The sequence below is a fragment of the Gymnodinialimonas phycosphaerae genome (genome assembly GCF_019195455.1).
GTDB lineage: Bacteria > Pseudomonadota > Alphaproteobacteria > Rhodobacterales > Rhodobacteraceae > Gymnodinialimonas > Gymnodinialimonas phycosphaerae.
In genome coordinates, this window is record NZ_JAIMBW010000001.1 from 1,701,921 (window position 1) to 1,721,005 (window position 19,085).

Here is a 19,085-nt window from a genome sequence, read left to right on the forward strand (position 1 = left end):
GGGCGGAGTTGATGACCGTTTGGACACCGATCGATGACGGCCAGGCGGATCTATCCAGCCACGACACCTTCGTGTCGGGCCCGCCGCTGGCTACCTTTGCGCGCCTGCGCCGTGATGACCCGCTGAGTTGGACGGATTGGGATAGCGGCAAGGGGTTTTGGTCCGTGACCCGCTACCACGACATTCTGGAGATGAACCGCAACACGAAGGTGTTTTCCTCGGCGCAGGGCATCCGGATGGAGGACCAGAGCTACGAGGAATACCTGGCGCGGCGCACCTTCCAGGAGACGGACGCGCCCGAGCATATGCAGATGCGCATCAAGCTGGCGCGCGCGTTCTCCAAGGGCGTGATCGCCGGGTTCGAGGAAGACATCCGGGGCCTCTGCCGCGATATTCTGGATGAGGTCTTGCAAGACGGCAGTTTCGACGCCACCAAGTGCATTGCCCGCGAATTGCCGATGCGCATGTTGGGCCGCATCCTTGGCACGCCCGAAGAAGACCTGCCCTGGCTGGTGGAGAAAGGCGATGCGCTGATCGCCAATACGGATCCGGATTTTACCTCTCACGTGCTCGACAAGATGAGCACGGATGAATTTCGGATGATGCCCTTCAACTCGCCCGCCGGGGCCGAGCTTTACGCCTATGCCAAGGACCTGATGGCGGCCAAGAACGCCAGCGGCGACACAACCGGCGTGCTGCACCTGATCCTGCAACCGGGCCCCGATGGCTCTGTCATTTCCGAGACGGAGTTCCGCAATTTCTTCTGCCTGCTGGTCGCCGCCGGCAATGATACAACGCGCTATTCCATCGCCGCCGGCATGCAGGCGATGTGTCACCAGCCGGACCTGCTGGCGCAGATGCAGCAAGGCGACATCTGGGACACGGCGGCGGATGAGATCATCCGGTGGGCCACCCCAACCAGTTATTTTCGCCGCACCGCAACCCAGGATTACCAGATGCACGGCAAGACGATCCGCGAAGGCGACAAGGTGCTGTACTGGTTCGCATCCGGCAACCGCGATACGGCCTATTTCACCGCGCCCGACCGGGTGGATCTGACCCGCACGCCGAACAAACACCTTTCCTTCGGTCACGGTGGCCCGCACCTGTGCCTGGGCATGTGGTTGGCGCGGCTGGAAGTGACGGTGCTTTTCCAGGAGTTGTCCAAACGGATCGCCCATATCGAAGCCGATGGACCGCAGCAGTTCTTGCGGTCAAACTTCATCAGCGGCCTCAAGTCGCTGCCTGTCCGCATCAAACGCGCCTGAGGAGGCCTTTTCCATGAACCCACGTCTGCGCGCCGTCTTTTGCGACCACCTGTCCATCATGCGGGGCAAATATCTGCCCGCGTCCAAGATCGGGGACAACAACACGCGGTTCTGCCGCTCGACCTTCGGCGTGCACTACGACAAGGACCTGCTGCCTGCGCCCGGGTCCATGATGATGGAGGGCTTGCCGGATATGGAACTGCGCTGGCGCGGCGACGACATCCGCGACAGTTGGGAGGCCGACACCAGAATCGTGATCGGGGACCTCTATGATACCAACGGCACCCCCCTGCCCGTTTGCCCGCGCGGCGCGTTGAAACGCGCGGTCGCCGATTGGCAGGCGCGCGGGTTGACGCCAAAGGTCGGGATCGAGCTGGAGGCCTTCGCCTTTGTGCACGGCGCGGACGGCAGGCTGGTCCCCTACGACAGCTTCGGCGGTGTGGTCTACGGCACCGGCGCTTTCACCGACCCGCGCGGGTTCAACGACGCGATCTGGGAGGTCGCCGATGCCCTCGGCTTCCGGCTGGAGATGATCACGGCGGAATACGACAGCCCGCAATTCGAATACACACTGACATTTGACGACGCGGTGCAGGCGATCGACGACATTGTCCTTTTCCGCCAATTGGCGCGTGAGGTCGCCTTGGGCGAGGGCGTGATCCTGTCCTTCATGCCGAAACCAATTGTGGAGGCGGGTGGCAGCGGCATGCACGTCAACTTCTCGTTCACCGGAACCAATGGAGAGAACACCTTGTCGGACGGCGGCCAAAGCGGGCCGGATCATCTGAACGATCTGGCGAGGGGATGCGTGGCGGGGCTTTTGCATCACCACAAAGGGCTGGCGGGGCTGATTGCGCCTTCGGGGAATTCCTATGACCGGCTGCAACCGGGCTCGCTCTCGGGTCATTGGCAGAACTGGGGCGGCGATCACCGCAATGTCACCATCAGGGTCAGCAGCGAAGGCGGCCCGAAGGCGCGGCTGGAACATCGCACGGCCGATGCGGCGGCCAACCCCTACACCGCCGTCGCGGCGATCCTGCAAGCCGCGCGGCTGGGGGTGGAGAACGGCTACGAACTGCAACCAAAAGAGACCGGCGATGGGTTCGAGCGGACGGACGCCACCGTCGGCGTCGCCCCGGACCTGGCCACAGCGATCACCGACCTTGCCGCCGATACCGCCCTGAGTGCCGCTGTCGGGCAGGACCTGGTTGACAATCACGTCTTCATGAAAACCGCCGAGGTCGAGAAGACCGCCATGCTTGCCCCCGAGGCCTTGCGCGACTTCTACATTCCCTACCTCTGACAGCGGCTGCGCTTGCCGAAGAATGCTGCGGTCGGTACGCTTTGGCATGGCGAGGGCTGACAAGATCGATCAATTCGCAGCCGCGCGGCGTCTGCAGACGCCCACTTGGGTCTATGACATCGATGCCTGTCGGATCGTGCACGCGAACCCGTCCGCTTGCACCTTGTGGCAGGCCGCCTCCGAGGAAGATCTGCAAAAACGTGATCTTGCAGAAGACATGACGGCGACTGTTTCCAGACGCCTCAAACAATATCAGGCCGATTTCATTGACCACGACGCCACGTTCAAAGAACTGTGGACGTTGTTTCCCAATGGCGTTCCCACCAGCGTGCTGGTGCTTTACAGCGGGTTTCGCCTTTCGGATGGGCGCATGGGCATGCTGTGCGAGGCCCTGCCCGAGCGAGATGAATTGCCCGACAACCTGCGCAGTGTCGAAGCGTTGTTGCACACGGATGTCATGGTCACCCTGTTCAGCGCCGATGGGCCGCCGCTTTACACGAATCCCGCCGCCCACAACGCAAGCGGAAACCCCAGCGCTCCGCTGCGGGATCTGTTCGTGTCGTCCGCCGACCACGCGGTTCTGCTTGCGGGTCTCGAAGGGGGCGGAGAGCATCGCCAGATTGCGGAAATCCACACCAAGACAGGGGCACGCTGGTTCGACGTCTCCGCCAAGAAATGCAGCGATGCGGTGACGGGCCAACCCGCCATCCTCGTCACCGCGATCGATGTGAGCGAGCTGAAACTGGCCCGCGATCAGGCGCGGTATCTGGCTAGTCGGGACCAGCTGACGGGCTGTTTCAACCGCTCGTACCTGCACCAGCATGTGGCCAAGCTGGCCGAGGCAAAGGCCGCGACCACGGCGCTGATCTATTTCGATGTCGACCGGTTCAAGCAGATCAACGACACCTATGGGCACGTGATTGGCGACCGTGTTCTGATGGAACTGGCCGACCGTGCCATTCGTCACGGACAGCCCGACGATCTGGTCGTGCGCCTGGGCGGCGACGAATTCCTGATCGTCCTGAGCCAGGCCAGCGCCGCCCCCTGGCAAGAGCGGGTCGAACGCTTCTTCAAGGGCTTGTCTGCGCCCACGGAAATCGGCTCCATCTCCATCAATACGAAGGTCAGCATGGGAATTTCCGCTTTTGATCCCGCCAGGACCGACATCGACGTGGCCCTGCGCCATGCGGATATCGCGCTGTATCTGGCCAAGAACAACGGGCGCAACCGCTACGTTATTTACGATGACCAGATGGGCGCGGCAGCCGACAAACGCAGCCGGACCGAGGCCGAGATCGAGGTCGCGCTTGATGCCAACCAGTTCGAGCTGCACTACCAGCCCCGCCTTGATCTGGCGACAGGCCGGATCGTCGCGGTGGAAGGTCTGGCGCGGTGGCGCCACCCCGAGCGTGGCCTTGTGCCCCCCGACGATTTCATTCCGATTTGCGAGGATACCGGGCTGATCCATGTGCTGGGGCGGCAGGTCCTGGAAATCGGCTTTGCACAGGCTGCCGCGTGGCATGAGGCGGGCTATGACGTGCAACTGTCGCTCAACATCTCACCGCGCCAGTTCTCGGACCCGCATCTTCTGGAAATGTTGGAGGGCTTTGCCGCGCGGCCCGGTTTTCCGGTTCACAAGATCGAGCTGGAGATCACCGAGAGTGTGCTTATCGGTGATCAAGACGGGATCGCGGCCAAGTTGAAGGCGATCACCAGGATGGGGTATCGGATCTCCATCGATGATTTCGGGACCGGCTATTCCAACCTGTCCTACATCTCTCGGTTTCCACTGCATTGCTTGAAGATCGATGGCTCTTTCATCTCACTGTTGCCCGGTTCGGGGCCGATCGTGCGCCTGATCCTCGCGCTGGCCCAACAATTGGACGTGACCGCAGTGGCGGAAGGCGTTGAAGAGCAGGCGCAGTTCGATTGGCTCAAGGCCCATGGATGCACGCAGGTCCAAGGCTATTACGTGGCCCGCCCCTGCCCCGCCTCCGAATTGAGCGCGTTACTGGACCCGGCCACGGCGTGACCCGCTGTCGGGATCAGCGCGAAACATGTCGCCCTGCGCCAACCCCAACAATGCTGGGGAACATTCGGCCCAAATGTCCCTTCGGCGCTGTGCATTCCGTTTGACATCGCCCGCGCGCCTCTGTCATGGAAAGATGACATTCGGTTCCTTCAGGCACATCCGTGTCGATGGGAAGCAAAAGGGAATGCAGTGTGGTCCGCGCATGTTCAGGCGGGGCCAAGTCTGCAGCTGCCCCCGCAACTGTAAGCGGTGCGTCAGGTTGAAGATGCCACTGGAGCGATCCGGGAAGGCCAGCCAGACCATCACGCCGCGAGCCAGGAGACCTGCCGGATGTGAGAAACGCAAACGGGCCGTCGGGTGTGACGGCAAAAAGGAGCACGATGATATGACGACCCAGACGCAAACCATCACGCAGTCCAAATCCGGCATCTCGACGCTGGGGGCCGCCCTTCTGGTCGCCGCCATGGGCCTTGGCCTGATGGTCGTGACAGGCCATGTGCAGGCCGCCACCTTGCATGACGCGGCCCACGACGTGCGCCACGCCACCGGCTTCCCCTGCCACTAAGCCGATGATTACGCGACTTTTGACCAGCGCGTTGTTCGCTGGCGCTGCCTCGGGGCTGATTGCAGCCCTTTTGCAGCTCTGGTTCGTTCAGCCTGTCCTTCTCCATGCAGAACTCTACGAGTCCGGCGCGCTGTTGCACTTTGGTGCGGATTCCAACATCGCGGCAGCGCAGGACGTCGGCGGCTTCGACCTGGTGCGCGACGGCTTGTCCATCGTATTCACGATGTTGATCTACTCGGCCTATGCCATGGTGATGTTGGCCGCGATGGCGCTCGCCGAAGAGCGGGGCGCGCAGATTTCCGCGCGCACGGGCCTGATCTGGGGTCTTGCGGGCTTCGTCGCGGTGCACTTCGCGCCCGGGTTCTCGCTGGCGCCCGAGGTGCCCGGTGTGGCGGCTGCGGATGTTGTCCTGCGACAGATCTGGTGGTTTGCCACCGTGGGAATGGCGGCGGTCGCGATGGCGCTGATCGGGTTCGGCAAGGGATGGATGGCTTGGGCCGGTGCGGCGGCGTTGTTGCTGGCCCCCCATGTCTACGGCGCGCCAGAGCCCGAGGTTTTCACCGGCCCCGTCCCGACCGAGATCGGCGCGCTTTTCGCTGCCCGTGCGTTCGGCGTCGGCATGGCCGCCTGGGCGCTTCTGGGCGCGTTCTCGGGCTATTTCTGGTCTCGGCAGATCGGGGCACCTGCCCCGGCGCCCTCCACCTGAGCGGAGGCATCGGCCCATGAACACAGGTCTCCCCCTTCTGGCTATTGGCCTGATCTTCGGCGGTGGCATCGGCTTCACGATCGCCGCCGCCAACGGGATCACGCTGGACGGACACGACCATTCAGCCCACGGTATTGCAGGCCATGGCGATGCGGACCATGGTGCGCTGCTGTCGCTGGAGCCTTCCGCCACAGCTCCCACCTTGGCGATCACCGTGGGGACGGACCCCCTCACGGGCTACAACCTGCATATCCTGACCGAGAATTTCACCTTCTCGCCCCAGAACGCCAGCCTTGCCCATGCCGAGGGCGAAGGTCATGCCCACGTCTATATCAACGGGGTGAAGCTGGGGCGGTTCTATGGGCCTTGGGTGCACCTCGATGGCTTGCCCGACGGCGATGTGATCGTGGAAGTCACGCTCAACGCCAACGATCACCGGGAATTGGCGGTCGGCGATGTACCCCTGCGCGCGAGTGTTACGATCCAGAATTAAGCGCGGGCACACGGCCCCTGAGGCAGTGCCGCAGGCGGCCGCACCCGGTAGCGTCTTCGATCCAGCCGTCCGCGCTGCCGAGGTAAAGCGCGACAGTGGCCACGATGTCCGCCCGGTCCGCAATAGGATCAACACCCGCAAAGAAATACGTCGCGCGACCGCTTGCCTGTAGCGCAAGGCTGACCGGATCAGCGCAGGCATTCATGCAGGGTTGGGCGTGAACATCCGCGTGCAGGCCCGCCGCGTCCAAGGCCGCTTGCAAGCCAGTGCGGGCCGCTGCGAAAGCACTTGGATCGCAGGTTTCGCACAGATACAGCGCCACCCGCGCGGTCATGTCAGGCCCTTGGGGCGCAATAGATATGTGTCCATGATCCAGCCATGATCCGCCCGTGCCTGGGCGCGTGCTGCCACGATCCTCGGGCCCGTCAGATCGAGGGGGCCGTGGTCGAGGATCTGCTCTGCCATCCCCAGGTAGGCCCCCCACCAGATGATCAGGTCATCCCGGTCGAGAGCCTGAAAACTGCATTGCCCGTCCAGCATGACGGCGACGGTTTCTGCCCCTTCGGGCCAGCCGTGATCGCGCAATCGCCGACCCGTCGTGACCGTCACGGCCCCCGCGAGCGTATTGAACGGGATCGCGTGGGCCGCCGTCAGCGCATTCAGCGCGGTGATGCCGGGCAAGACGCGGAGGGTTGGCGTTGGGTCTAGGCGCGAGGCAATGCGCAACGTGCTGTCATAGAGCGACGGGTCCCCCCAAACGAGCAATGCTACGGGGCCATCGGGCTTGGCCTTGGCAATCGCGTCCTGCCAGCGGCACGCGATCTCGTCATGCCAGGCGCGCACGCGGTCCTTATAGGGCAACGATGGGTCACGGGTGGGGTAGTCGAATTCCTGCACGGGCGCGGTTGCACCGGCGTCCGCGATGATCCGGTGGCGCAAGACCGCAAGGTCCGATTTGTCGGGCCCCTTTTGCGGCACCAGGATCAGCGCCGCCTCGCGCAACGCGCGCTGCGCCTCCAGCGTCACATGCTCGGGGTTGCCCGTGCCGATACCGATCAGCCAAAGATCAATCCGCATCGGCAAGTGGCCCGTACAGGATCAACGCGGGCGCAGAGCCGATCTCGGTGCTGAGATGGGTGATCAGGTCTTGCAGGGTCATCCGGTGCAAGGCCTGCTCCGGCGTGCTGACGGCCTCGGCCAGAAGCGCGGGCGTGTCAGCGGGCAGACCGCGGTCGATCAGGGCCGCCGCCAGCTTCGGGAAAGTCCGCTTGCCCATGAAAATGACCGTACTGGCCGTGGGATCGGCCAGCGCGTTCAGGTCGATGTCGTCGGGTAGTTCGCCAGATGCATCGTGGCCGGTGACGAATTGCACCCGCCGTGCTGTCAGGCGCCGGGTCAGCGGGATGCCGGCAGCGGCGGCGGCGGCGATGGCCGAGGGGACACCGGGGATGATCTCGTAGGGGATGCCCGCCTCGCGCAGGGCGATAAGTTCTTCCTCCAACCGGCCAAAAAGGCCGCTATCCCCAGATTTCAACCGCACGATCCGCTGGCCCGTTTTAGCGTAGTCCACCAACAGACGGCTCACGTGGTTTTGTTTCGGAGACGGACGTCCAGCCCGCTTGCCCACCCCCACAAGGTCCGCGCCACGGCGCGCGTGGGACAGGATCGGACCAGAGGAGAGATCATCGAACAGCACTGCATCGGCGCGTTCCAAGCGGTCCACGGCCTTCAGGGTCAGCAGTTCCGGGTCACCGGGACCCGAGCCTACGAAGGAGACGAAGCCTGTCATGGCGCCTCCTCGGTGATCATGTGGAAGAAGGTTCCCGTGACATTGCCGCGTTTGGACCCGGTTTGGGCAACCGCGTTTCCATCAGCGTCGAAAACCTCGGCCAAGGGCGTATCAGGCTGTTGAAGGATGCTGGAATAGTGAAACTCATGCCCCCTCAACGCCGTCCCGGCTCCAAAACCCGGTATGTTTTCTGAAAGCACGGCCCGGCGGTAACCAAGGTTGAACTTGCGTTTCGCGTAGGACGTCTCCAGCCCCAAAAGCCCCGCCATCTGGTGGCGAACCCCATCCTTGTCGATCAGCCCGGCACCCAGGGCCATGTAGCCGCCGCACTCTGCGTGGATGGGTTTGGTCTGGGCGTGCGCGTGCAACCCGGCACGAAAATTGTCGGCAGCGGCCAATTGGCCCGCGTGCAGTTCCGGGTAGCCACCGGGCAGCCAGACGACGTCGGCCTGCGGGTCCGGGCGTTCATCGGCGAGCGGAGAGAAGGCGAGGATCTCGGCACCGGCTTCGCGCCACCCTTTGAGCAAATGCGGATAGGTGAAGGAGAACGCTGCGTCACGCGCCAGCGCAATACGCTGCGCCGGTGGTCTTGGCAGGGCTCCAGAGCTGCGACCGGGAAGAGATAGGGCCGCTGCCCGGATCGCGGCAAGGTCCACGTTTTCGCGCAGGAAAGCGGCGTAGCCTACGATGGCAGCTTCCAGATCGGGGTGCTCGATGGCTTGGATCAGTCCCAGATGCCTCTCAGGCAATGCCAGATCGCCGCGGCGGGGCAGCACGCCCAGAACCTTCAGCCCCGCATGATCCATGCCGCGGCGGATCAACCGCTCGTGACGCGGCGAGGCCACACGGTTCAGGATCACACCGGCAATGGGCAGATCTGGCATATAGGCCTGGAACCCCAGCGCCGTGGCCGCCGCCGATTGCGCCTGCCCGCCTGCGTCGATGACCAGAACGACCGGCCAGCCCATGCGCTGCGCCGTCTCGGCGGAGGACCCGAACCCCGCCTGCCCCCGCGTGGCGACCCCGTCGTAAAGGCCCATGGACCCTTCGGCCACACAGATATCCGCGCCTTGGGCCTGGCTCCCGATGGCGGACAAAAGCGCCTCGTCCATGGCCCAGGTATCGATATTGAACGACGGCCGCCCCGAGGCCGCATGGTGAAAGGCGGGGTCGATGTAGTCGGGGCCGGATTTGAACGGCTGCACGGTCATTCCGTCATCGCGGAGCGCGCGCAAAAGCCCCAGCATGACGGTGGTTTTGCCGGTTCCCGACGACGGGGCCGAGACCAGAAGACCGGGCGGAAGCGTCATTTCAGTCATCTCCATGTTGCCATTCCGACCAAGGGCTGTCGGCGGTCTGTGGCCGGTAGCGACGGTCATAATCCGCTGCATAAAGGCGGCTTTCCGTGAAGTCACTGGCCCCGATCGCTGGCCCTACAAGGATCAGCGCGGTGCGCGCGATGCTGGGGTCCATGCCATCTTCCAGCACGCCAAGGCGGGTGCGGATGATCTTCTCGTCCGGCCAGGAAGCGCGGTAAACCACCGCCACAGGGCACTCGGCGCCATAGTGCGGCACCAAGTCGGCGACGACCTGTGCAAGGTTCCCGATGGAGAGATGCAGCGCCAGGGTGGCGCCGGTTTTGCCAAAGTTCTCAAGGCTTTCACCCTCCGGCATGGAGGACGCGCGCCCCGGCGTGCGGGTCAGGATCAGCGACTGACCAACGCCCGGCAGCGTCAGCTCTTGCCCCAGACTGGCGGCGGCGGCGGCAAAGGACGGCACCCCTGGCGTGACCGTGTAGGGGATGCCGAGGGCGTCGAGGCGGCGGATCTGTTCGCCCATCGCAGACCACACCGACAGATCACCCGAATGCAGCCGCGCCACATCCTTGCCCGCATCGTGCGCCACGGCGATGGAGCCGATGATATCGTCCAGGGCCATCGGCGCGGTGTTGATGATCTGCGCGCCCTCAGGGCAGTGATCGAGGATCGCCTCGGGCACCAAGGAGCCCGCGTAAAGGCACACGGGACAGGACGCGATCAGGTCGCGCCCGCGCAGGGTCAGAAGGTCCGGCGCGCCGGGGCCTGCGCCGATGAAATGTACTGTCATATGGGGTCTCCTTGGGCGAGGGCACAGGTTGCCATTCGGTCGGCGGACACGACGCGCGCGGCCAAAAGCTGCGCGCCCGGGCCCGCAGCGGCCAACGCCGCAGCCTCGGCGACCGACCCGGTTTGGCGCGCGGAACGGGAAGCCTGTGACTGGGTAAGCGTGGTCTGCGCGATAAGCGTGTCCTCGGGCAAGCCAATGACGCGCAGGCCAAGGTCATGGGCCAGCGCCACGAGGGCCTCTGCCCCGGCCTTGTCGTGGGCCGTTGCAAAGACGCCCACACTGACGGTGTCTGCGGTATCGCCCGCCCGCGCGAAGGCGTCGCGCAGGCTGTCCACCGTGGCCGAGGCCCGAAATCCGAAGCCCGCCGCGATCATAGCGTCACGCTCCATTGCACGACCGGATAGGCCGACGACCAGCCCCGCTTGGGGCCAAGGGGCGTGGCATGGGCGATCTCGACCCGCATGAGCGTGCCCCCGTGGGTGGCATGGAATTGGGTCAAAAGCGCCTCGGCCTCCAGGGTGACTGCATTGGCGACGATGCGTACGCCTGCGGGCAATCTGGTGATGCGGGCGAGCATCGCGGGGCCGAGCCCCCCGCCGATGAAGACCGCTTCAGGCACCGCAAGGGGATCAAGCGCGTCGGGGGCGCTGCCCTCTACGACGCTGACGCGGTCCTGCACCCCGAAAGCCTCGGCGTTCGTGCGGATCAGGGCGGCGCGGTCTGCGCGCACCTCGATCACGCTGGCCGTGCAGGTATCGTGGGACAGCGCCCATTCCACTGCGATGGAGCCAGAGCCGCCGCCGATGTCCCACAGATGCTCCCCGGGTCGCGGAGCCAGCGCAGACAGGGTCAGCGCCCGCATCGGGCGTTTGGTCATCACGCCGTCGGTCTTGAACATCTCATCGGGCAGGCCCGAGGCGCAGGGCACCACGGGACCTGCGCCCGCCACCTCCAACGCCACACAGACGGGGTGAGAGAAGCTGCCCGTGAGGGCCTCGGCGACAGACAAGTGGCTGATCCTCTCGCGCGGACCGCCAAGGGCTTCGCACACCGTCATGGCGCTGGCGTCAAATCCCTGTTCCGACAGGTAGCCCGCCAAATCCGTTACCGCCGCGCCGTCGCGCAGCAGCACGATGGCCCGCCCCCCCGGCGCCAGGTGTCGGCGCAATCGTTGCAGCGGCGCCGCGTGCAGCCCAAGGCAAAGTGTATCCTCCAACGGCCACCCCATCTGCGCCGCCGCGAGGGCGAAGGTCGAGGACGCCGGGATCGCACGCCATTCATCCCGCGCGAACGCCTTGGAAATCGCCCGCCCTGCCCCGAACCAGAACGGATCGCCCGAGACCAAAACAACGACCCCGCGCCCCTGGAAGCCACGCAGGATCTCGATCCCGTCGGCGAACGGCACCGGCCAGGGGATTTGCTCGGCTTCGGTGTCCCCCAGAAGCGCCAGATGACGTGGCGGTCCCATGATGATTTCCGCCGCACCAAGGGCATCGCGGCTTGCGGGCGATAGCCCCTCCGGTCCATCTTCGCCAAGCCCGACAATCGTGATCCACGGAGCCTCAGCCATGACACCCAACCTCCTGATCCTTGGCGGCACGACCGAGGCGACGGCCTTGGCCCGCGCGGTGGCGGAGGCCGGTATCGCAGGCACGGTGTCCTTCGCGGGCCGGGTCGCGCGGCCCGTGCGCCAGCCCCTGCCACAACGCGTCGGTGGCTTTGGCGGCGTGGCGGGGTTGAAAGACTATCTCACGACGGAACGCATCACGCATGTGGTCGATGCCACGCATCCTTTTGCGGCCCAGATGAGCCGCAATGCCATCGCCGCCTGTGCCCAAGCGGAGGTGCCCTTGCTGGCCCTGACGCGGCCGCCATGGGTGGCGCAGGAGGGCGACACCTGGACCCACGTGCCCAACATCGCGGGCGCGGTCGCGGCGCTGGACCGCCCAGCTTGCCGCGTCATGTTGGCCGTGGGGCGCATGCACTTGGCCGAGTTCGCGCCCAACCCGCAGCACTTCTACCTGCTGCGTCTGGTAGATCCGCCCAAATCGGCGCTGCCCCTGCCGCAGACCGAGGTGCTGATCTCGCGCGGGCCATTCACCCAAGCCGATGATGAGGCGCTGATTCTCGCCCATGGGATCGAGCTTGTCGTGTCGAAAAACGCAGGCGGCACAGGGGCCTACGCCAAGATCGCCGCCGCGCGGAGCCTTGGCCTGCCGGTCATCATGATTGATCGACCCGCCATTCCGGACCGACCCCAGGTCGCCGCTCCGGCGGAAGTATTGGACTGGCTGCGTCATGCCTCCACCGACCTTGGCGTATAGACAATCGGGGCACCTTCGCGCGCGATGACACGCGTCAGGGACGAGCCGACGATGACCATCGTGCGCATGTCCGCCATTTCGGGCGTGGCCTCGGCCAGGGCCGTGACCCGCACGGCTTGTTCGGACGTCGAGACGGCGCGGGCGAAAATGATCACCCGCTCGGGCGCGCAGCATTCTCGCAGGATCGCAAGCGCCTTTGCGAACCCCTCGGGTCGCGATTTGGAGCGCGGGTTGTAGAAGGCCATGGCGAAATCGGCCGCCGCCGCGAGACGCAGGCGTTTTTCGATCAAGGCCCAGGGCTTGAGGTTGTCCGACAGGTTGATGCAGCAAAAATCATGTCCCAGGGGCGCGCCTGCGGCCGCCGATGCGGCGAGCATCGCGGTGATGCCCGGCAGAACACGAATGTCCAGATCGCGCCATGGGGGCGGCCCAGCCTCGACCGCTTCGAACACGGCGGAGGCCATGGCAAAGACACCGGGATCGCCAGAGCTGACGACAACCACGCGGCGGCCTTCCGAGGCCATCTCCAGCGCGTGGGCCGCGCGCTCCAGCTCGACCCGGTTGTCGCTTTCATGCAGTGTCAGGCCCGCGCGCGGGGATATGCGACGCACATATGGAATGTAGCCGACCACGTCCGTGGCCGCGTCAATGGCCGCCGTCGCTTCGGGCGTGATCATCGCCTCGGCCCCCGGCCCGAGACCCGCAATGACGACCCAACCGCTCATGGGCGTCGCCCCTGCCCATGGACAAGGATGATCGAGAAATAGGGCAGCGTTTCGCGGTCGAACTCAGAAAGGGGTCGCACGCTCTGCCCCTCCATGCTGGCGTATTCGACCAGCACCGCGCGGTCCAGCTTTCCCGCCGCCTCCAAGGCCCGGCGCACCTTCGGCAAGTTGCGCCCGATCTTCATCACCACCAGCGCATCCGCACGGGTCATGGCGTCAATCAGCGTGGGCTCGTCCAGGGTGCCCATGACCGTCGACAGGATGTCGTCGCCCCATGTAATCGGTGCGCCCGAGGCGGTCCACGCCGCCGACATGCCGGTGATTGCGGGCACGACCTGCACGTCGCAATCGCCCTTGAGCCGGGTGAACAGGTGCATGAAAGAGCCGTAGAAGAACGGATCGCCTTCACACAGAACGACCACGTCCTCGCCCGAGGTCGACAGGGCGCGCAGGTGGTCGGTGCACGCCTCGTAGAACGCCGACAGCACTTCGTTGTAGCGCGGGTCGCTGAGTGGGATTTCGGTCGTTACGGGATATTCCATTGCAAATTCAACGGCATCCGCACGCAGCATCCCTTCGACAATGGTGCGCGCACGGCCGCTGCGGCCAAGCTTGCGAAAGAACGCGATGTGTTTGCAACCGCGCACCAGGCGGTCGGCCCGGACGCTCATCAAATCCGGATCACCGGGGCCGAGGCCGACGCCGTAAATCCTGCCGCTCATTCCGCGCGGCTCGCGATGGCGTTGATCGCGGCGACCGTGATGGCGGAGCCGCCGAGGCGTCCTTCCACGATTAGCGAGGGCACGGGCGCGGCGTCCCACAGCGCTTCCTTGCTTTCGCGCGCACCCACGAAGCCCACGGGGCAGCCGATGATCGCGGCGGGACGGGGACAATCGGGATCTTCAAGCATTTCCAGAAGATGAAACAGAGCGGTCGGCGCGTTCCCGATGGCCACGACAGCACCATCCAGACGGTCGCGCCACAGCTCCAGCGCCGCAGCCGACCGGGTTGTGCCCAACTCCACCGCCATTTCGGGAACGCGGGCGTCGCGGAGCGTACAAATCACGGCGTTCTCTGCTGGCAAGCGTTTGCGGGTCACGCCCTCGCTTACCATGTAGGCGTCGCAAAAGATCGGCGCGCCCTTGTCCAACGCGGTACGCGCCGCCGACACCATACCGGGGGCGATCTTGACGCTATCCTCTAACCCCACAAGGCCCGCCGCGTGGATCATGCGCACCACGACCTGCTCATCATCGACCGTAAAGCGCGCCAGGTTGGCCTCTGCCCGGATCGTTGCGAAGCTCTCGTCATAGATCGCGGCACCGTTTTTTTCGTATTCGTAAGGCATGCTGTGGTCTGTCTATCCTTGCGGGGTCGGTTTCAGGATCACGTCAGGCGTGAGATCGCGCGCTATGGGCGCATCCCACGGCGCGCCGCAACTGACAAGGTCGAACCCCGATGGCGTGGCCACGTAGGTACGATCTGCCGCGCGGGGATGGGCGCACCCCTTGGTGCACCCACTGACATGGAGCGTTTCACCCGGCGCGAGGGTACGCGCCAGCGCCCGCGCGAGCGGTCGCGTGGGGCCAAGCGCCTGGGGGCAGCCGGGCGCGCCGGTGCAGGCATGGACGTTGAGGATTGGATCATCGGGGGCGCAGAACCCGTCAGGGCGCGACAGCGCGGTGCCCGTGGCGAGAAGCAAGCGTCCCGGCAAAACGCGAACGGTCTTCACGGCGCCGCCATCAATGAAGGCCCGAAGCGCCGCGGTATCGATCTGCCCGAAGGGCACGCCGACAAGCGTGCCGTGAGCACTGGCCGAGGGCGGCTGCGCCACACGACGGGGGATTTCTTCCCAATCGGCAGGCAGCGGTGTGGCGCGCAGGTGCCGCGCCATGCGTCCCGCGTCGCGTCCCCCGGTGTTCACGAACCAGCCCACCATTTCTATCAGGGCGGGGATTGCAGCCTTGGGCGTCACGGCGCGCCCCTTCCCGGCCCCGTCCGCCACAAGGATCAGCCCACCGGTCGCATCGCATTCCAAACGGATATCCGCCGGGGCCTCGGCGAGCCACGGCTCCGTCCCCGTATCAATCGCGTAGCCGAATTTCGCCGGAAGATCAGGAAGGTGCGACAAAGCCCCCAACAGCGCTTCCGCCAGCCCATGGGTCACGTCGCCTGCCTGCCAGTCGGGCGTCATCAGCAAATTTCTGCGCCCCTCCATTGCCGGATCAGCATCCAGAAGCTCGGCAGTCAAAAGCGCGTCGATGACCGCGCCGTGGTCAGCCTCGGACACGCCCCGGATCTGGAGGTTGGCGCGGCTGGTCACCTCCAACGCGCTGGTCCCGAAGCGCTCTGCCACGGCGCAAAGCGAAAGGGCTTGGAGGGCTGTAAGTTCTCCCATCCATGGCCGGACCCGCACGACAAGGCCATCGCCCGACGCCATGGGTCGGTAAGCGCCGGGGCACCACCCCTTGATCAAAGGGGCCGTCATTCCGCCGCCTCCAGATCCGCGAGGATCGAGTTTCGGCGCGAGTGCCAAAGTCCTGCCGCATGGAGCGCCGCGAAGCGGTCTCGCATTGCCGCAAGCGCGCCGGGGTTGGCATCTTCGATGAAGGCGGTCACCTCCGCCTGGCCCAGGGTCGCCTCGTAATAGAGGTCAAAAAGATGCGATGGCACCACCGGGGCCAACTGCGCAAAAGCCGCCATGTTTTCCAAAGTCGCGGCGATCTCGGCGGCGCCGCGGAAGCCGTGGCGGGCCATGCCGGCGATCCAGTCGGGGTTGGACGCGCGCGCCAGCACGACGCGGGCGATCTCTTCGGTCAGCGCGCGGGCGCGGGGCTGGTCGGGGTTCGTCACGTCAAGGTGATAGGCTTTCGCGGCCCCTCCGGTGACGGATTGAGCGGCAAGGAACCCGGCCTCGTGGGTGGCATAATCCTCGGCCAGGAGGACATCGGTTTCCGGCAGGTCTTGCAGGTGGACGAAGGCATCGGCCTGGGCCACGCGGTCGCGCAGGCCGGAGGCATCGCGGTGGATCGTGTCACCGTCAAGCGCGTAGGCGGAGGCCGCAAGCCAGGCCTCGCCCGCTGCGGCGCGGGCGGCCTCGGAGTAATCCCCGATCTGCGGGCCAATCCCAACCCCGAAACTGCCCGGCGCGGGGCCGAAGACGCGGGCGGATTGTGTGCCGACATAGGGATTCCAGTCCGGCGCCTCGTCACGGGCCGCGAGGGCGCGAATGGCCTGATTGAACAACGCGGAAAGCGTCGGGAACACGTCGCGAAACAGGCCCGAGACGCGCAGAGTCACGTCGATGCGGGGGCGATCAAGCTCGGCAATCGGAAGGACTTCGAGGCCCGACACCCGTTCCGAGCCCGCGTCCCAGACCGGGCGCACGCCGATAAGCGCGAGCGCCATGGCGAATTCCTCACCTGCCGTGCGCATGGTCGCCGAACCCCAGAGATCGACGATCAGACCCTTGGGCCAATCACCCTCGTCCTGCAAATGGCGGCGCATCAATTCGTCGGCCAGAACGACACCTTGGGCGTAGGCGGCCCGGGTCGGGACAGAACGCGGGTCGGTGGTGTAGAGGTTGCGCCCCGTCGGCAGCACATCGGTGCGACCCCGGTACGGAGAGCCGGAAGGGCCCGCCGCGATGCGTTTGCCGTTGAGCGCGTCGATCAGGGAGTTCCGCTCGCCATGGGCGGAGGCAGTGCTGTCGAAGCCGGATTGGCCATGCTCGGGTCGGCCCCAGACGTGGAGACCATCGCCGAACTGGCTTTCCTTCACGTCACAAACGAAACGGTCGATACGGGTCAACGCCTCGGCCGAACAGGTGGCGGCGTCGAGGCCCAGGTCCCCTTCGACGCCAAGGGCCTGCGCCTCGGCGCGGATGTCGTCTTGCAGGCGGTCGCGGCGTTTGGGGTCGAGGCCGTCAGCGTTGGAGAATTCGTCCAGAAGCGCTTCCAATCGGACAAGGCGCGTCGGGGTCTTGGAAGCTTTCATCGGCGGCGGCACGTGACCGAGGGTGATCGCGCCGATACGGCGTTTGGCTTGGGCGGCTTCGCCGGGGTCGTTGACGATGAACGGATAGATCACGGGTAACGATCCTGTCAGCGCGTCGGGCCAGCATGCGTTGGACAGGGCCACGGATTTCCCCGGCAACCATTCCAATGTGCCATGCGCCCCGATGTGGATCAGCGCATCGGCGTGGCGCTGCATCCAAAGATAGAATGCCACGTAGCCATGGCGGGGAACACGGGCCAGGTCGTGGTACTCGGCGTCGCGCAACGACGGTATGCCGCGCTCCGGCTGAAGTGCGACAAGTGTTTTGCCGCGCCGCGTGATGGGCAAGGCCAGCCCCTCCTCGGTCGCTTCCGCGTCCTCCTCGCAGCTGCCCCACGCGGCGTGGAGGGCCTCTTGCAGGGACTTCGGAAGGCTTGCGAGCGCGGCCTTGTAGGCGTCGAAGGGCCAGATGAGCTTCGCGCCTTGCAGGTCGTTGCCCATGATCGCGCCCGGCGCGTCGTGGCCTGCCTCGCGGAGGTCGCCCAAAATGGCGTTGGCCGACGCGATCGCGTCAAGGCCGACCGCATGGGCCGCGTTCCACGCGCGGCCGGGATAGGTGGAAAGAACCAGCGCCGGGGCGCGGTCGCGGGGTGGCTTTGTCGCCAGGGCGTGCCACGCGGCAACGCGGTCCACCAGGTGCGTGATGCGTTCCACATGACACTTGTGAGCATAGCGCGCGAATTGGAGGTCCGCGTCGCGGTCATCGGGTTCCTTGAACGACGCCACGCCCGCGAAGATACGTCCGTCAACCTCAGGCAGGACCACGTGCATGGCAAGATCCGCGGGCGAAAGGCCCCGTTCCGCCCCGGCCCAGGCGTCCTCTCCCGACGTGGCCAGCGCTACCTGGAAGACGGGGACATCGGCGGCATCAAGCGGGGATGTGCCCCCTGCCCCTTTGCCCGAAAACGAGGTGGCGTTGACGATCGCTACCGGTGAAAGATGGGCCACCTGGCGGGTCATCCATTCGGCGGCGCCCGGCGCCTTGAGCGATGGCGCGAACAGGCCCATGACGGCGAAGCCTTTGGCGCGCAATGCCGTGAACAGCGCGCGGATCGGAGAGAGGTCGGCGGAAACGAGGTACGACCGGTAGAAGGTCACGAGAATGAGCGGGGTATCGCCCTGCCCCGCAAGGACCGGGCAGCAAACGCCATCCTCGGGCGTCCAGCCGCCGACACTGGCCAGGCCCTTGGCGCCGCTCACCGGGCCCGCGTAAAGGCCCGAGGCCAGTGCCATTTGCGCCAGCGCGGCTTGGGCCGCGACCTCGCCGCCGGCGTCACAGAGGTGTTGCAGGCGACGCAGGGTGGACACGGGAAGCGTTGAAATCGCGTCCAGCCGCGTATCCTCGCGGCCATCGGCAGGCAGAACAGCCAGCGCAATGCCCTTGGCCCGGCAAAGGGCCTCGACCTGCTGCAAACCGTAGGGCCAGTACGGCACACCACCGATAAGGCGGATCAGAATGCCCTTCGCGCCCTCCAGCGTCTGTTCGATATAGGTATCGACGGACAGCGGATGCTTCAGCGCCGCGATGTTGGCCAACCGCAGGGAGGGCAGGCCCCCTTGCGCGCCGATATTGGCACGATGCCAGCCCGCCGCGAAAGCGCCAAGGTCGGAGTCCGAGAGCGAGAGCACCACCAGATCCGCTGGCGTCTGTGCCAGATCAGTCGGGGTCTCGGTCTCTTCTAACCCGTGGCTTTCGCGGAAGACGACGTGCATGGCAT

19 protein-coding genes and 1 riboswitch are annotated in these 19,085 nt (G+C 65.5%); of the genes, 7 read left to right on the forward strand and 12 right to left on the reverse strand.

Annotated elements, in window-relative coordinates; translation table 11 throughout:
* Positions 1-11 precede the first annotated feature (11 nt).
* The 6 genes from KUL25_RS08320 to KUL25_RS08345 all read left to right on the forward strand — a co-directional run bounded on the left by KUL25_RS08320 (position 12) and on the right by KUL25_RS08345 (position 6,367).
* Entirely contained in the window at positions 12-1,268 is a 1,257-nt protein-coding gene (locus tag KUL25_RS08320) for a cytochrome P450 (protein ID WP_257892521.1), read from the forward strand.
* 13 nt (positions 1,269-1,281) lie between these two features.
* Positions 1,282-2,571, forward strand: a complete 1,290-nt coding sequence (locus KUL25_RS08325) for a type I glutamate--ammonia ligase (protein WP_257892522.1) — start codon at positions 1,282-1,284, stop codon at positions 2,569-2,571.
* A gap of 46 nt (positions 2,572-2,617) precedes the next feature.
* Entirely contained in the window at positions 2,618-4,603 is a 1,986-nt protein-coding gene (locus KUL25_RS08330; RefSeq protein WP_257892523.1) for a putative bifunctional diguanylate cyclase/phosphodiesterase, read from the forward strand.
* Between the two features lie 124 nt (positions 4,604-4,727).
* Positions 4,728-4,948: riboswitch (cobalamin riboswitch) on the forward strand.
* Between the two features lie 40 nt (positions 4,949-4,988).
* Positions 4,989-5,168 (forward strand): CbtB domain-containing protein, encoded by a 180-nt coding sequence (locus KUL25_RS08335; RefSeq protein ID WP_068355615.1) that lies wholly within the window; start codon positions 4,989-4,991, stop codon positions 5,166-5,168.
* A gap of 4 nt (positions 5,169-5,172) precedes the next feature.
* Positions 5,173-5,874, forward strand: a complete 702-nt coding sequence (locus KUL25_RS08340) for a CbtA family protein (protein ID WP_257892524.1) — start codon at positions 5,173-5,175, stop codon at positions 5,872-5,874.
* Between the two features lie 16 nt (positions 5,875-5,890).
* Positions 5,891-6,367: a hypothetical protein gene (locus tag KUL25_RS08345; RefSeq protein WP_257892525.1), complete on the forward strand. Its 477-nt coding sequence runs from the start codon at positions 5,891-5,893 to the stop codon at positions 6,365-6,367.
* Here the strand turns inward: KUL25_RS08345 and KUL25_RS08350 are convergent.
* Genes KUL25_RS08350 through cbiE form a run of 7 tightly spaced genes read right to left on the reverse strand, consistent with a single transcriptional unit; the run spans position 6,351 to position 11,832 of the window.
* Positions 6,351-6,701, reverse strand: a complete 351-nt coding sequence (locus tag KUL25_RS08350; RefSeq protein ID WP_257892526.1) for a DUF1636 family protein — start codon at positions 6,699-6,701, stop codon at positions 6,351-6,353. The two genes, KUL25_RS08345 and KUL25_RS08350, sit on opposite strands and share 17 nt — an antisense overlap.
* Complete coding sequence (cobF, locus tag KUL25_RS08355; RefSeq protein WP_257892527.1) at positions 6,698-7,444, reverse strand: precorrin-6A synthase (deacetylating); 747 nt, start codon at positions 7,442-7,444, stop codon at positions 6,698-6,700. The genes KUL25_RS08350 and cobF overlap by 4 nt, the downstream gene beginning before the upstream one ends.
* Positions 7,434-8,156, reverse strand: a complete 723-nt coding sequence (cobA, locus tag KUL25_RS08360) for a uroporphyrinogen-III C-methyltransferase (protein ID WP_257892528.1) — start codon at positions 8,154-8,156, stop codon at positions 7,434-7,436. The genes cobF and cobA overlap by 11 nt, the downstream gene beginning before the upstream one ends.
* Positions 8,153-9,475, reverse strand: coding sequence for a cobyrinic acid a,c-diamide synthase CobB (locus KUL25_RS08365; protein ID WP_257894829.1), 1,323 nt, complete (start codon positions 9,473-9,475; stop codon positions 8,153-8,155). Before KUL25_RS08365 ends, cobA begins: the two co-directional genes overlap by 4 nt.
* Positions 9,468-10,262, reverse strand: coding sequence for a precorrin-4 C(11)-methyltransferase (gene cobM / locus KUL25_RS08370; RefSeq protein WP_257892529.1), 795 nt, complete (start codon positions 10,260-10,262; stop codon positions 9,468-9,470). Before cobM ends, KUL25_RS08365 begins: the two co-directional genes overlap by 8 nt.
* Positions 10,259-10,651 carry a cobalamin biosynthesis protein gene (locus tag KUL25_RS08375; protein WP_427854411.1) on the reverse strand — a complete coding sequence of 131 codons (393 nt, stop codon included), beginning with the start codon at positions 10,649-10,651 and terminating at the stop codon, positions 10,259-10,261. Before KUL25_RS08375 ends, cobM begins: the two co-directional genes overlap by 4 nt.
* Positions 10,633-11,832: a precorrin-6y C5,15-methyltransferase (decarboxylating) subunit CbiE gene (gene cbiE, locus KUL25_RS08380; RefSeq protein ID WP_257892530.1), complete on the reverse strand. Its 1,200-nt coding sequence runs from the start codon at positions 11,830-11,832 to the stop codon at positions 10,633-10,635. Before cbiE ends, KUL25_RS08375 begins: the two co-directional genes overlap by 19 nt.
* On the opposite strand from cbiE, the gene KUL25_RS08385 reads away from it, so the two are divergent.
* Positions 11,831-12,586, forward strand: coding sequence for a cobalt-precorrin-6A reductase (locus tag KUL25_RS08385; RefSeq protein ID WP_257892531.1), 756 nt, complete (start codon positions 11,831-11,833; stop codon positions 12,584-12,586). The genes cbiE and KUL25_RS08385 overlap by 2 nt on opposite strands.
* Here KUL25_RS08385 and cobJ read toward each other — a convergent pair.
* The 5 genes from cobJ to cobN are packed head-to-tail and all read right to left on the reverse strand — an operon-like array spanning position 12,559 to position 19,080.
* The gene (cobJ, locus tag KUL25_RS08390) at positions 12,559-13,311 is read right to left on the reverse strand and encodes a precorrin-3B C(17)-methyltransferase (protein ID WP_257892532.1); all 753 of its coding nucleotides are present in this window, start codon (positions 13,309-13,311) and stop codon (positions 12,559-12,561) included. The genes KUL25_RS08385 and cobJ overlap by 28 nt on opposite strands.
* Positions 13,308-14,033, reverse strand: a complete 726-nt coding sequence (gene cobI / locus KUL25_RS08395; RefSeq protein WP_257892533.1) for a precorrin-2 C(20)-methyltransferase — start codon at positions 14,031-14,033, stop codon at positions 13,308-13,310. Before cobI ends, cobJ begins: the two co-directional genes overlap by 4 nt.
* Positions 14,030-14,659, reverse strand: coding sequence for a precorrin-8X methylmutase (locus KUL25_RS08400; protein WP_257892534.1), 630 nt, complete (start codon positions 14,657-14,659; stop codon positions 14,030-14,032). The genes cobI and KUL25_RS08400 overlap by 4 nt, the downstream gene beginning before the upstream one ends.
* Positions 14,660-14,671: 12 nt before the next feature.
* A complete protein-coding gene (locus KUL25_RS08405) occupies positions 14,672-15,799 on the reverse strand; it encodes a hypothetical protein (RefSeq protein ID WP_257892535.1) in 1,128 nt (375 codons plus the stop codon).
* Entirely contained in the window at positions 15,796-19,080 is a 3,285-nt protein-coding gene (cobN, locus tag KUL25_RS08410) for a cobaltochelatase subunit CobN (protein ID WP_257892536.1), read from the reverse strand. The genes KUL25_RS08405 and cobN overlap by 4 nt, the downstream gene beginning before the upstream one ends.
* Positions 19,081-19,085 lie beyond the last annotated feature (5 nt).

Coding starts and splice junctions, on each gene's coding strand:
- KUL25_RS08365 (WP_257894829.1), bottom strand. CDS start 9,475: ATGACTGAAATGACGCTTCCGCCCGGTCTTCTGGTCTCGGCCCCGTCG.
- cobJ (WP_257892532.1), bottom strand. CDS start 13,311: ATGAGCGGTTGGGTCGTCATTGCGGGTCTCGGGCCGGGGGCCGAGGCG.
- KUL25_RS08325 (WP_257892522.1), top strand. CDS start 1,282: ATGAACCCACGTCTGCGCGCCGTCTTTTGCGACCACCTGTCCATCATG.
- cobI (WP_257892533.1), bottom strand. CDS start 14,033: ATGAGCGGCAGGATTTACGGCGTCGGCCTCGGCCCCGGTGATCCGGAT.
- cobF (WP_257892527.1), bottom strand. CDS start 7,444: ATGCGGATTGATCTTTGGCTGATCGGTATCGGCACGGGCAACCCCGAG.
- cbiE (WP_257892530.1), bottom strand. CDS start 11,832: ATGGCTGAGGCTCCGTGGATCACGATTGTCGGGCTTGGCGAAGATGGA.
- KUL25_RS08375 (WP_427854411.1), bottom strand. CDS start 10,651: ATGGAGCGTGACGCTATGATCGCGGCGGGCTTCGGATTTCGGGCCTCG.
- cobN (WP_257892536.1), bottom strand. CDS start 19,080: ATGCACGTCGTCTTCCGCGAAAGCCACGGGTTAGAAGAGACCGAGACC.
- KUL25_RS08335 (WP_068355615.1), top strand. CDS start 4,989: ATGACGACCCAGACGCAAACCATCACGCAGTCCAAATCCGGCATCTCG.
- KUL25_RS08350 (WP_257892526.1), bottom strand. CDS start 6,701: ATGACCGCGCGGGTGGCGCTGTATCTGTGCGAAACCTGCGATCCAAGT.
- KUL25_RS08340 (WP_257892524.1), top strand. CDS start 5,173: ATGATTACGCGACTTTTGACCAGCGCGTTGTTCGCTGGCGCTGCCTCG.
- KUL25_RS08400 (WP_257892534.1), bottom strand. CDS start 14,659: ATGCCTTACGAATACGAAAAAAACGGTGCCGCGATCTATGACGAGAGC.
- KUL25_RS08385 (WP_257892531.1), top strand. CDS start 11,831: ATGACACCCAACCTCCTGATCCTTGGCGGCACGACCGAGGCGACGGCC.
- KUL25_RS08405 (WP_257892535.1), bottom strand. CDS start 15,799: ATGACGGCCCCTTTGATCAAGGGGTGGTGCCCCGGCGCTTACCGACCC.
- cobM (WP_257892529.1), bottom strand. CDS start 10,262: ATGACAGTACATTTCATCGGCGCAGGCCCCGGCGCGCCGGACCTTCTG.
- KUL25_RS08320 (WP_257892521.1), top strand. CDS start 12: ATGACCGTTTGGACACCGATCGATGACGGCCAGGCGGATCTATCCAGC.
- KUL25_RS08345 (WP_257892525.1), top strand. CDS start 5,891: ATGAACACAGGTCTCCCCCTTCTGGCTATTGGCCTGATCTTCGGCGGT.
- cobA (WP_257892528.1), bottom strand. CDS start 8,156: ATGACAGGCTTCGTCTCCTTCGTAGGCTCGGGTCCCGGTGACCCGGAA.
- KUL25_RS08330 (WP_257892523.1), top strand. CDS start 2,618: ATGGCGAGGGCTGACAAGATCGATCAATTCGCAGCCGCGCGGCGTCTG.